At 68.6% G+C, this 12,553-nt stretch carries 9 protein-coding genes; 4 read left to right on the top strand and 5 right to left on the bottom strand.

Going from position 1 to position 12,553, the window contains the following annotated elements:
- Window positions 1–101 precede the first annotated feature (101 nt).
- The gene (locus tag ACQP2E_RS35645) at window positions 102–1,361 is read left to right on the top strand and encodes a GAF domain-containing sensor histidine kinase (RefSeq protein ID WP_433827359.1); all 1,260 of its coding nucleotides are present in this window, start codon (window positions 102–104) and stop codon (window positions 1,359–1,361) included.
- A gap of 92 nt (window positions 1,362–1,453) precedes the next feature.
- Here the strand turns inward: ACQP2E_RS35645 and ACQP2E_RS35640 are convergent, their stop codons facing one another.
- From ACQP2E_RS35640 to ACQP2E_RS35630, 3 genes are all read right to left on the bottom strand, one after another.
- Complete coding sequence (locus ACQP2E_RS35640; protein WP_433827358.1) at window positions 1,454–3,898, bottom strand: bifunctional polysaccharide deacetylase/glycosyltransferase family 2 protein; 2,445 nt, start codon at window positions 3,896–3,898, stop codon at window positions 1,454–1,456.
- Complete coding sequence (locus ACQP2E_RS35635) at window positions 3,895–4,815, bottom strand: hypothetical protein (RefSeq protein ID WP_433827357.1); 921 nt, start codon at window positions 4,813–4,815, stop codon at window positions 3,895–3,897. Before ACQP2E_RS35635 ends, ACQP2E_RS35640 begins: the two co-directional genes overlap by 4 nt.
- An 877-nt stretch (window positions 4,816–5,692) precedes the next feature.
- Complete coding sequence (locus ACQP2E_RS35630; protein WP_433827356.1) at window positions 5,693–7,276, bottom strand: dolichyl-phosphate-mannose--protein mannosyltransferase; 1,584 nt, start codon at window positions 7,274–7,276, stop codon at window positions 5,693–5,695.
- A gap of 75 nt (window positions 7,277–7,351) precedes the next feature.
- Here ACQP2E_RS35630 and rsmI point away from each other — a divergent pair, with 75 nt between their 5' ends.
- The gene (rsmI, locus tag ACQP2E_RS35625; RefSeq protein WP_433827355.1) at window positions 7,352–8,203 is read left to right on the top strand and encodes a 16S rRNA (cytidine(1402)-2'-O)-methyltransferase; all 852 of its coding nucleotides are present in this window, start codon (window positions 7,352–7,354) and stop codon (window positions 8,201–8,203) included.
- Window positions 8,204–8,300: 97 nt separating this feature from the next.
- Here the strand turns inward: rsmI and ACQP2E_RS35620 are convergent, their stop codons facing one another.
- Window positions 8,301–9,188 (bottom strand): hypothetical protein, encoded by an 888-nt coding sequence (locus ACQP2E_RS35620; RefSeq protein ID WP_433827354.1) that lies wholly within the window; start codon window positions 9,186–9,188, stop codon window positions 8,301–8,303.
- A gap of 132 nt (window positions 9,189–9,320) precedes the next feature.
- On the opposite strand from ACQP2E_RS35620, the gene metG reads away from it, so the two are divergent.
- Complete coding sequence (gene metG, locus ACQP2E_RS35615; RefSeq protein ID WP_433827353.1) at window positions 9,321–11,123, top strand: methionine--tRNA ligase; 1,803 nt, start codon at window positions 9,321–9,323, stop codon at window positions 11,121–11,123.
- Window positions 11,124–11,179: 56 nt separating this feature from the next.
- On the opposite strand, the gene ACQP2E_RS35610 is transcribed toward metG, so the two are convergent.
- Window positions 11,180–11,629 (bottom strand): hypothetical protein, encoded by a 450-nt coding sequence (locus ACQP2E_RS35610; protein ID WP_433827352.1) that lies wholly within the window; start codon window positions 11,627–11,629, stop codon window positions 11,180–11,182.
- Here ACQP2E_RS35610 and ACQP2E_RS35605 point away from each other — a divergent pair.
- Complete coding sequence (locus tag ACQP2E_RS35605) at window positions 11,598–12,545, top strand: hypothetical protein (RefSeq protein ID WP_433827351.1); 948 nt, start codon at window positions 11,598–11,600, stop codon at window positions 12,543–12,545. The genes ACQP2E_RS35610 and ACQP2E_RS35605 overlap by 32 nt on opposite strands.
- Window positions 12,546–12,553 lie beyond the last annotated feature (8 nt).

Raw genomic sequence — 12,553 nt, 5'->3', positions numbered from 1 at the left:
TACGCGGTCGCACGTGTTACGTCACACCAGAGGTAGCGCAAAACATGAAAATAGCTACTTTTGGGTGGTATCTCTGGAGCAAGTCCCGGAGGTGACGATTCATGAAAGCTCCACTGCCCGACAACGAAATCGAGCGGCTGGCCGCGCTCTACTCCCTCGACATCCTCGACAGTCCACCGGAAAAGGATTTCGACGACATCGTCGCCCTGGCCGCCAGCGTCTGTGAGGCCCCGGTAGCCATGGTCAGCCTGGTCGACGCCGACCGGCAGTGGGCCAAGGCCAGCACCGGCGCCGCACCGGCCGGAAGCGCGCTGGCGGAGACCGCGCGGGACGTGTCGTTCTGCGCCCATGCCATCCTCAGCCGAGATCTGCTGATCGTGCCGGACGCCCGCGAGGACGCCCGGTTCGCCGACAACCCGTCGGTGACGGCCGAGGGCGGCGTCCGGTTCTACGCCGGAGCTCCCCTGATGACCACCGACGGCTTCGCGCTCGGGACGCTCTGCGTACTCGACACCGTGCCCCGGCGGCTCGACAACGAGCAGCAGCAGGCCATGCGAGCTCTGGCCCGCCAGGTCACCGCCCAGCTGGAGCTGCGCCGGTACGCGTTCGCCCTGGCCAACACGACGGCCCGGCTTCAGGAGCTGGAGCGTCGTAAGGACGACCTGGCCGGCCTGGTCGGCGGTGAGCTGCGCTCGTCGCTGCGGCTCATGTCGTCGTACCTGGACAGGCTCGGCGACACCGGCTTCCACGACGCGGAGCTGGCCGAGCTGGTGGGCCGTGCCACGTCGGCACACGTACGCGGGTTCCGTGACCTCATCGACCATCTCACCTCGATGGCCGATGCCGGTCTCGGCGGGGACAGCCTGCACATGCGGCAGTGCGACCTCACCCGGGTGACGCAGCGGGCGGTGGAGGCGGTCCGGCCGATCGCCGCCAGCAAGCACATCTGGATCCTCAACCAGGCCGGCGGGCCGTCGCTGCCGATCATCGCGGACCCGGTCCGGCTCGAACAGGTGCTGACGCACCTGCTCTTCGCCGCGGTCAAATACACCCCGGAGGGCGGCCGCGTGCGGGTCGGCACCGAGATGGAATCGGGCCCGACGGTACGCCTTGACGACATGGATCTGCCGGACGGACTGCGGCCCGACCTGTTCCCGCACCTGTACTACGGCGCCATCGCCAACCCGGCTGACATACCCGGCCCGGACCGGGGGCTGGCCGTGGCGAAGCGGATCCTCGACGCGCACCACGCCACCGTGGCACTCTCCGACCGGCCCGGCGACGGAACTTCGCTGCACGTGGTCTTCCCGTACGCGGAGGCGGCCGCAGCCGAGGTGATTCGCGACCTCGCGGTCGCCTAGGACCGGCCCGACAAGGGCGGGACCTGGGGGGAACGGTTGTCACCGGCCCGTGCCCGATCGGCTGCAGTTCGGCCGGGCACGGGCCGGTGCGCTCACCCGGCGCGAACCGGGCCAGAGCCTCCCGCCGGGGGCGAGCCGGCGTGTGGAAGCTCATCCGGAAAGTACTCGCGGGGCATGGCCTGCGACGGAACGGCGGGCGGTGCCACGGCGCGGCCGGTGGGCGTACGCGGAGCCGGGGTCCAGTCCGGCTGGATCGGCGGCCAGCCGTCCACGGCGGGCGCGACGTTGCCACTCGGCCCGATGGGGTCCGGTGCCGGTGTCCGCGCGACCAGGCCGGCCCTGTTCAGCTTGTGCCAGCGCAGCCGGCCCCCGGTCATCGCGGTGGTCGCCGATTGCAGCAGCACCAGGTACATCAGCTGCCGGTATGCGAACTGTTGCAACGGCAGCCGCAGCAGCGGGCGTAGCGATTCGCGGTCGAAGCGGAACGCCACCGCGGCGGTGAACATCTGCAGCGTCAGCATTCCGAGCCAGGCGACCAGGGTCTCGCTGAGCTCCCAGAAGACCAGGCCGTAGATCAGCATGATGTCGACGACCGGCGCGAGCATCGGCAGGGCCACGCCGAAGAGCGCCAGGAACGGCAGGCCGACCCGCCCGAACCGGCCCGAAGGCCCGGAATCGAAGATCGACTGGCGGTGCTTCCACATCGCCTGCATGGTTCCGTAGCTCCAGCGGTACCGCTGCCGGTAGAGCTGCTCCAGCGTGGTCGGCGCCTCGGTCCAGGCCTTGGCGTTCTCCTCGTACACGACCCGCCACCCGGCCCGGCACAACGCCATGGTGACGTCGGTGTCCTCGGCCAAGGTCTCGTCGCTGACGCCGCCGACCTGGGCGAGTGCCTCCCGGCGGAACGCACCGATCGCGCCGGGCACGGTCGGCATACAGTTCATCGTCTCGTAGAGCCGCCGGTCCAGGTTGAAGCCGATCACGTACTCGATGTGCTGCCAGAGCGCGACCATGCTGGCCCGGTTGCCGACCTTCACGTTGCCGGCGACCGCGCCGACCGACGGGTCGGCGAACGGCTGCACGAGCCGGCGGATCGAGTCGTCCTCGAAGATGGTGTCGCCGTCGACCGTGACGATGAGGTCGTGCCGTGCCATCGCCACGCCGGTGTTGAGGGCGTTCGGTTTGCCGCCGTTCGGCACCCGCACCACCCGCACGTTCGGCAGGCCCATGCGTTCCACCAGGTCGGCCGTGCCGTCGGTGGAGCCGTCGTCGACGACCACCACCTCGATCTCCGGGTAGTCACCGGTGGCGAGCGAGCGAACCGCGGCCTCGATGCCCTCCTTCTCGTTGTACGCCGGGACGATCACCGAGACCGGTTCGGTCACCGGAGGACCCCAGCTCCAGTCCGGCTTGCGGCGCTGCCGGGCGTGCCGGGTCGCGAGAAGGAGCAACAGCGCGGTACGCCCGATGGTCAGCAGCCCGACCACCACGAACAGCGTGGCGATCACGGTGACCAGGCCGTCCGCCAGCCGTACGGTCCAGATCAGGGCCAGTCCGCGCCACTCGTCGTGCTTTGGCGCTTCCGGGTTGAGCGGCAGCGCGGTGATCGCCGTGGCGTTCTCCGCCCGATCGTTGCCGGCGTTCGCGGCCTGCTCGGCGATGCTGAGGTTGAGCCCTTCGGTGACCGTGGTGAACCGGTACCCGCGCGCCTTCATCATCGGGATGAACTTCGCCAGTGCCGCGACGGTCTGCGCACGCTCACCGCCGGCGTCGTGGAACAGGATGACCGCCGAGCTGTCCCCGCCCGGGGTCGAACCCGCGACGATCTTGTCGACGCCCGGCCGCTGCCAGTCCTCGCTGTCCAGGTCATTGACCACGACCAGGTACCCGTGCCGGCCGGCCTCCTTGACGAGTCCCCAGTTCACGTCGTCGATCGCGGCGTTCTTGGACGAGTACGGGAACCGGGCCAGGTTCGTCTTCACCCCGGTGGCACGGGCGATCGCCACCTGGGTCTGCGACAGCTCGAGCTGACGCCGCCAGGGCGCGAGCCGCTGCATGTTCGGGTGGGTGAACGTGTGCACGCCCAGCTCGTTGCCGTCGTCCACGATCTTCTTGGTCATCTCGGGGTTGCGGGCCACCTGCGAGCCGACCACGAAGAACGTGCCGTGTGCGTCGTTGTCGCGCAGCACCTTCAGGATCTTCGGGGTCCACTCCGGATCCGGGCCGTCGTCGAAGGTCAGCGCGATCGTGCGGTCCGGCAGCCGGCTGGTGCTCTCCTGGCCGCCGGTGGTGTTGATGATCGGGCCGCCGCCGCGGATCGCCAGCGGGACACCGGCCTGGTCGCCGACCTCGGTCTCCACATGGTCGTTTTTGAACTCGGCATTGATGTACGCCTGCACCACCAGCACCGCGACGAAGAAGCCGATCAGCAGGGTGCCGAGCATGACGCGGGGGCGCGGCAGGATCCGTCGGCGGCTCCGGCCGCGGGCGCGGGAGCGCCGGGTGGGGGTGGGGGCGGGCGAGGGGGAAGTTGTCACGGCGTGGTCCCGGTCTCGGGGGCAGGGGTTTCCGCCGGATCGGGTTCGAACGACGGAGCAGCGGGCGGCGGCGCGGCGACCGTCGGCCTGCTCGTGCTGGTGGCCGCAGGCTCGGCGGCCGGCTTCGGCGCGGCCGGCTCAGTGGCGGGGGGCTTCGGAGCGGCGGGCGCGGCGGGCGGCTTCGGAGCGGCGGGCGCGGCGGGCGGCTTCGGAGCGGCCGGTTCGGTTGCCGGCTGCGGCTCGGACGTGACGGGGCCGCCGCCCTCGCCGCCGGCCTGGCCGCCACCGCCGGTGCCGCCGCCGGTGCCCTCGCCAGAACCGCCGCCGGTGCCCGAGCCGGGCGGGGCGGGCGGTACCTCGGTGCCGCCGCCGGTCGCCGGGCTGCTGGTCGAGGTGGCCGGGCTCGGGCTTGTCGACTTGCTCGGCACCGGCTTGGTGGTCGACTCCGTCGTCTTCGTCGTGGTCGGCGTCGGGGTCTTGGTGACCGGCTTGGCGCTCGCCTTCACCGACGGCTTGACCGACGGTCTGGTGGAGGAGGGCGCGACGCTACGGCGCGGCGGGTAATCGGTGCGCCGCTGCAGCGACTCCATGATGTACCTCGGCCGGGCCGTGGTGCTCGGCTGCGGCGTGGGAGTGGGGCGCGGCTGCGGCGTTGCGTCGTTCTTGTCGTCCCGTTCGTCGTCCAGACCGGGCAGCGGTAGTACCGCGCTGGAACTGACCGGTCCACCGGCCAGACTGACGCTGAGCAGCCCCCCGTAGGCGACGACGAGGACACCGAAGCCCAACGCGATGCGCCGTAGCAGCCGGCTGCGTCGACCTGTGGAGTCGACGAAAACCGGCGCGGGCTCCGACACGGCGATGATCTGCGTGTCGGGCGCGTCTTGGTCGGATTGCCTGTGCGGTTCCTGCGAAGTCACGCGGCGAGCTTAAGAACATTTATCGCGATCTTGGCACACATCACTCATAAGGGGGACGGTCGACTGATCCCCCGAAATGGGACGAAATGATGAGGCCGGAGATTTGACCGGTGGTGGCCGGTGTGAACGGTTCCGGGGCGCCCTTCACTGAGCAGCAGTGAGGGCCATAGCGAAAAGACGTTACGCCGATTCGGAGTTCAATTTGCTGTCGCATTCCCGACCGCATTATCGAGCTTTATTCACGAATCGATAAAACCGTTAAGAGTTATTAGAGCATAATGTCCGAATTGCGGCAAGGTGTTTGCGCCAGAGCAATCTTGTGTGGCCACCCGTTGTGCAGGTCAACCGACCTCGTTAAGCTCCATCTTGCGCGCCCCTATCGTCCGCTTCCCCCGTGGCAGACGATCGGGGCGCGCCCTATTTGGAGCCGCAACGCCCACGAAACCGCAGGGCCCGCTCGCGGCGAGACCCAGTCAAGCTGACCGCGTGTCGATTTGGGGTGCGGATCGCGCTGTGGATCGCGCCCCAAATCGACACAACGGCATTGTTCGCGACGTACGTGTCGACTTCAGCTCCGTGCGGGCTCATGGATGGCAGCAGTCCGCGCGGGCTCATGGATGGCAGCAGTCCGCGCGGGCTCATGGACGGCGGCAGTTTGCTCGGGTGCGTGCGAGGCGTTGCGCAGATCTTGTGCGGTTCAGCCGTCCGGTCGACCACAAACTCACGATCTCCAGGACGTCGCCGCGGCCTGACACGGACGAGACCAGCCGGCCGGTGCTCAGCGAAACTCGTGAGTTTGCGGTCGACCGGATGGCCGAAACTCACAAGATCTGTGGCGAACGGGCGGGCCCGGGGCTGGATCTGGCGGCCCCCTGGGTTAGATCCAGCGGCTTCCGAGCCACATTCGCACCGACCAGTCGTCGTATGGCATCAGGGTGCCTACGAAGACCGGGTAGAAGTAGGCGAAGCAGAGGGCCACCAGGACAACGAACGTGGTCAGCACGACTGTGCCGATGAGCTGTCTGTCGGAGCGGGACGGGCCGGCCACCAGGCCTGTTGGTGGGGTCATGATCGCGCCGAGGACGTAGACCACGGCCAGGATCAGGAACGGCAGGGCCGGCAGGACGTAGAACGAGAACATCGTCCGGCCGTCGGCGACCGCGAAGTAGAACCACGGCAGCAGGCCGGCCACGGCGCCCGTGAAGATCGCGTAGGCACGCCAGTCGCGCCGGGCGATGCCGAACCAGACCAGGGCGCCCAGTGCCGGCAGGAACGACCACCAGAGGATCGGCGTGCCGAGCAGCAGGATCTCGGCCGCGCAGTTGGAGGCGCCGCAGTCGCCGTTGCCGTTCCAGTAGAACGCCACCGGGCGACCGAGCAGCAGCCACTGCCACGGCCATGACTGGTACGTGTGCTTCTCGGTCAGTCCGCTGTGGAAGTTGTACGCCTCGGAGTGGTAGTGCGCGAGGTTGAGCAGCGCGCCGATGATCGGCGGCTCGCTCATCCCGTTCGCCTCCCGGTAGTGCCGGAAGTATCCGGTGTCGGTGACGAACCAGCCCGTCCAGGACGCGAGGTAGACCAGGAACGTCAGGACGAACGCGAGCACCAGCCAGCCGAGGTCACCGAGGATGCCGGCGATGATCGGGCCGCGGATGCCGGCCGAGCGGCGCGCCTGCACCCGCCAGACGATCACCAGGGCGGCGAAGAACGGCGCGAAGAACAGGGCGCTCCACTTGACCCCGCAGGCCATCCCGAAGGTCACGCCGGCGACCAGCAGCCACCACGGCACGATCAGCGGCAGGCGCGGCGTGGTGGCCGGGTCGTAACCGGAGTCCAGATGCCGCTGCCAGCTGCGCCGGTAGTGATCGCGGTCCAGGACCATCGCCGCGAAGGTCAGCAGGATGAACAGGCCGAGGAAGATGTCGAGCAGCGAGGTCCGCGACAGCACCAGCTGGAACCCGTCGAGCGTCATCAGCAGACCTGCCGTGCCGGCCAGCACGATGGAGTGGAACAACCGGTACGCCACCCGGATCAGGACCAGGATCATCAGCGTGCCGGCGACCGCCGTGGAGAACCGCCAGCCCAGCTCGGTGTTGCCGAAGAAGTGCTCGCCGAACGCGATCAGCCACTTGCCCAGCGGCGGGTGCACCACGTACGCCGGGCCGTTTGTCTTCTCGTCCCACTCCACGCCGTGCTGGAGCATGTCCCAGGCGTCCGTCGGGTAGTACACCTCGTCGAAGATGTAGCCCTTCGGCCGGCTCAACCCGGAGAACCGCAGGATCGCGGCGATCACCACGATGATCGCGGTGACGATCCATGAGTACGGGTTGAAGCGCTGGTCCAGCGTCGACAACCGACGCCGGACGATCTCTGGGACAGCACGCACTCCCGTGGGCTGCTCCGCCCCGGTGGGGGAGTCCGGGGTGGTGAGGTCATTCTCTGCGGTGGCCGCCGTCGTCACCCCGCGATCGTAGGCCGTGCGACTGAGAAGTGATGCCCGCCGTCGCCGCGTCCTGTCGTGTGGTGGACTTTTCGGATGGCTGGAGAAGAGAACGGCGGCGGACGGGTCGTGCTGGCGGGCGCCCCACTTGGCAACATCGGCGACGCCTCGGCCCGGCTTCGCGAGGTTCTGACCTCGGCTGACGTGATCGCGGCCGAGGACACCCGGCGGCTGAACCGGCTCGCCCGCGACCTCGGCATCACGGTCAGCGGCCGCATCGTGTCGTACTTCGAGGGCAACGACGAACGTCGTACCCCGGAACTTGTCGAGGCGCTCGCGGCCGGCTCGGTCGTCGCCGTCGTGACCGACGGCGGCATGCCGAGCGTTTCCGATCCGGGGTACCGGTTGGTCCGGGCCGCGCTGGACGCCGGGTACCCGGTGACCGCGGCACCCGGCCCGAGCGCCGTGACCACCGCGCTGGCGCTCTCCGGGCTGCCCAGTGACCGGTTCTGCTTCGAGGGGTTCCTGCCGCGCACCGGTTCGGGGCGACGGTCCCGGCTGCGGGAGCTGGCGGCGGAACCGCGCACTCTCGTCCTCTTCGAGGCACCACACCGGATCAAGAGCTCGCTGGAGGACCTGGCGGCTGTACTCGGCGCGGATCGGCCGGCCGCGGTCTGCCGCGAGCTGACCAAGACGTACGAAGAGGTGCGGCGGGGCACGCTTGCCGAGCTGGCCGCGTGGGCTTCCGCGAACGAGCCGCGCGGTGAGATCACCGTGGTGGTCGGCGGCGCGCCGGTGGTGGCCGCGGTCGTGCCGGAGGACGACGAGCTGCGGGCCGCCGTCGCCGAGCGGGAAGCCGGCGGCGAGACCCGGCGCGATGCCATTCAGTCGGTGGCGACCGAGTTCGGCATGAAGAAACGCGACGTCTACAACATCGTGCATAGCTGAACGGATCTCCGGGGCCGGCGGCGGAGCGCGCCGGCGGGAGGGTCGTCAGCCGCCTCGGGCTGACGGTGCTCTGCGGTTGTGCGTATCAAAAAGGGTTTTAGAAGGCGGCGACCAGGAATCCCAGCTGGAGCAGGACGGGGGCGGCGAAGCTGAGGAGGACGGCTCGGCGGCGTTTCATGCCGGATTCGAGGCGGTTGGCGCCGGTGGTTTGGGCGATGCCGTAACCGCAGATCAGGACCAGGGTGAAGCCGAGTGACCAGCGCAGGTGCATGAGGGTTCCGGCGGGTCCGGCATAGGCTTGCTCGCTGCCGGGGCTGACCATTCGGGCCGGGGTGATCGCGCCTGTTGTGCGGCTTTCGCCGGAGATGCCGAGGAGGGTGACCCGGGAGGCGGTGAAGGCGCCGTCTTCGGTGGTGAATTGTCCGGAGCAGCGCTGGGTGAGTCCGTCGCCGCGGCATTGTGAAGTGGTCGCCCAGCCGTCGTCGCCGTGGCCGGTGGCCAGCCAGAACGGCTCGGCGCTGACCCAGCCGAAGAATGCCGCGAGCAGGCTCAGCATGACCAGCGCGACTAGCGGGCCGACCGGATTGTGCGCGGCGGTCCGGCGTGGCGCGGGCGGCCGTGCGTGTGCGGGACGGGATGCCTCGGCCGCGGCGCGTTCCGATTCATTCATCCAGAACGGTGAATTCTCCAGCCGCTCCAGACGCGCCTCGACCTCGGGCGACACCGGTACGTCGGGTAGCGGCCGTTGCGGGTTGAGCACCACGGTTGGCCGGTTTCGGTCGGTCTCGTCAGGACCGGCGGGCTCACCTCCGTCCGGCTCGATGATCATCAGCTCGCCGGCGGTGGCGAACCGTGAGCCCTCGGTGAGGTCCTGCGGCTCTCGATCGTGCTCGCCCTGCCACCATCCGGGTTCGGGTTCGGCGAGGGTCCAAGGATTGGCCTGGTCGCGGGGTGCTTCTCCGGGCTGCGGCGCGTCTCCGGTCACTAGATCATTGAACGCCTGAGACCGGTTCGGATCACGTCACTGATCGGGCGTGTCGTGACAAATCGGGCGCGCGGCGCGTCAAGTGCTTATCCGTTGGCGGCGCAGCGGAGGCGGTCACTACCCTTGTACTTCATGAGTCACGTTCTCGCCGCGGTTGCCTGGCCCTACGCCAACGGCCCGCGCCACATCGGTCATGTTTCCGGCTTCGGGGTGCCGTCCGACGTCTTCAGCCGGTACATGCGGATGGCCGGACACGACGTGCTCATGGTCTCCGGGACCGACGAGCACGGCACGCCGATCCAGGTGCAGGCCGACGCGGACGGTGTGACCCCGCGTGAACTCGCCGATCGGTACAACCGGGTGATCGTCGAGGACCTGCACGGGCTGGGCCTCTCCTACGACCTCTTCACCCGCACCACGACGCGTAACCACTACGCCGTCGTGCAGGACCTGTTCGAGGGCCTTCACTCGAACGGGTACATCGTTGCGCGTACGACGCTGGGCGCGATCTCGCCGTCCACCGGCCGCACGCTGCCCGACCGCTACATCGAGGGCACCTGCCCGATCTGCGGTTACGAGGGCGCTCGCGGCGACCAATGCGACAACTGCGGCAACCAGCTCGACCCGGAGCAGCTGATCAACCCGCGCTCGCGGATCAACGGGGAGACCCCGCAGTTCGTCGAGACCGAGCACTTCTTCCTGGACCTGCCGGCCTTCGCCGAGGCGATCGGGCACTGGCTGGACCAGCGGGAGAACTGGCGGCCCAACGTCCTGAAGTTCTCCCGCAACCTGCTTGACGACCTTCAGCCCCGGGCGATCACCCGTGACCTGGAGTGGGGCGTACCGATCCCGCTCGACGGCTGGCGTGACCGCAACGACAAGCGCATCTACGTCTGGTTCGACGCGGTCATCGGTTACCTGTCGGCGTCCATCGAGTGGGCCCGGCGCACCGGCGACCCGCAGGCCTGGCGCAAGTGGTGGTCGGCGGACGCCGAGGGCAAGGACGCGTCGGCCTATTACTTCATGGGCAAGGACAACATCGTCTTCCACTCGGTGATCTGGCCGGCGCTGCTGCTCGGTTACTCCGGTGAGGGCGACAAGGGCGGCCAGCCCGGCGACCTCGGCAAGCTGAACCTGCCGACCGAGGTGGTCTCCAGCGAGTACCTGACGATGGAGGGCAAGAAGTTCTCCTCGTCGCGCCGCGTGGTCATCTACGTGCGGGACTTCCTGGAGCGCTACGACGCCGACGCCCTGCGGTACTTCATCGCGGCGGCCGGTCCGGAGTCGAACGACACCGACTTCACCTGGGCCGAGTTCGTCCGGCGTAACAACGACGAGCTGGTGGCCGGCTGGGGCAACCTGGTGAACCGGTCGGTCTCGATGGCAGCGAAGAACTTCGGGGTGATCCCCCCGGCGGTCGACCTGACTCCGGAAGATCTCGCCTTGCTCGATGTTGCCCGGACCGGGTTCGCGACGGTCGGCGAGCTGATCGGCAAACACCGGCAGAAGGCCGCTATCGGAGAGGCCATGCGGGTGGTGGCGGAGGCCAACAAGTACCTGTCCGAGCAGGCCCCGTGGAAACTGAAGTCGGACGAGGAGAAGGAGCGGCAGGGCACCATCCTGCACGTCGCGCTCCAGGTGGTGAGCGACGCGAACACGCTGCTCACCCCGTTCCTGCCGCACTCCGCGCAGAAGGTGTTCGAGCTGCTCGGCAACTCCGGGGTGCACGCGCCGATGCCGGAGATCGTCGAGGTCGAGGACCTGGACGGCGGCCCGGGTTACCCGGTTCTGATGGGTGACTACACGGTGGGCACCCGCTGGGAGTCGGTCCCGCTGGTCGCGGGTACGCCTCTCGCGGCGCCCAAGCCGGTGTTCCGCAAGCTGGAGCCGACAGTGGTCGAGGAGGAACTGGCTCGCCTGGGCGAGGGCTCCTGACCAGTTGATTCGCCGGCGTCCTTGGACGCCGGCGTATTTCTCCGTGTTGATCGAAGTTACGATGATCCGGTACCGTTCCGGCCCGTGAAGTCAGGACTGTCGCGCCGGTTGCTCGTGTCGATCATCAGCGGTGTTGTCGTCGCGGGGGGCGCGGTTGCCGCGTCGCCGGTCCTGGCCGTTTCTCCGCAGCGGGTGTTGATCGACGACGAGTCGGCATCTGCCTCGCCCTCTCCCACCGAGAGCGATTCGTCGGAGCCCGCGCCCTCATCGGAATCGGCGAGTCCTGAGCCCAGTGTGGAGTCGCCGGTCGCTGAGCCCAGCTCGGCCGCGCCCAGTCCGGTTGCGCCCAGTTCGGGGGTGCCCAGTTCGGCCGCGCCCAGTTCCTCGTCGCCCAGCCCGGTTGCTCCTTCGTCGTCGGCTTCCTCTTCGTCGGCGCCTACGTCGGGTCCGGCCAGCCCTTCGCCTGCCAAGCCGGTGGACCGGACCGCGCCGTCCGGGACGTTCAAGCTGAACACCACGGCACTCTGGGCCGGTCAGTGGATCACGCTGAGCCAGCGCGCGACCGACTTCGGCGACGCGATCTCGGCGGACTCGAAGATCACCCGGCGGGTGGACTGGGGTGACGGCACCACTGTCACGCTCGGCGCGGCCGCCGAGGCGCAGACGAAGCAGTACACCCGGGCCGGCCGGTTCACGATCACCGAGACGCTCACCGACGAGGCCAAGAACGTCTTCAAGATCGCCAAGACGGTCACGGTCACCGTCCCGGGCACCTACAAGCTCAGCCGGACCACGGTCTACCAGGGCGTGCAGTTCAGCGTGAACGTGTCGAACGTTCCGGTCGGCACCAAGAGCATCATCGTGAACTGGGGCGACGGCACGGTGACCGGGCACGCCGGCCGGAACGGCGCGATCGGCTACTACTTCCTGAAGAACCCGAAGACCGGCAAGCGGGTCAGCGGGAACCTCCCGATCAAGATCGCTTTCCAGAACACCTACGGCTACAGCTCCTACCAGCCGGTCGGCACGATGAAGGTGCTGTCCGACACGACCAAGCCGGTCGTGAAGGTCAACAAGCCGGCCAAGCCGAGCCGGGCGAGTTCCTGGCGCACGATCACCGGCACGGTCGCCGAGACCCAGTCCGGTGTGCAGAACGTCTACGCGACCGTCCTGTGGGCCAACTCGGCGGGTACGACGTACTGCCTCACCCCGGACCGGAAGTGGAAGCGGTACGCCACCGACAAGCAGCTGATGACTTACTGCGCCGACAAGGGCGTGAAGCTCGCGGTGAGCAAGGGCAAGTGGTCGCTGAAGGTGCCCGCCGGCGTCGGCAAGGGTTACCTGCTCGCCTGGGCGTGGACCTGGGACTGGGCCGAGAACTACGGCGAAGCGACCCGCCAGGCGACCATCACCAAGAAGTGAAATCGTAT

The sequence above is a fragment of the Actinoplanes sp. CA-015351 genome, assembly GCF_050955685.1.
Classification (GTDB): domain Bacteria; phylum Actinomycetota; class Actinomycetes; order Mycobacteriales; family Micromonosporaceae; genus Actinoplanes.
This window is presented reverse-complemented; position numbering and strand designations above follow the sequence as displayed.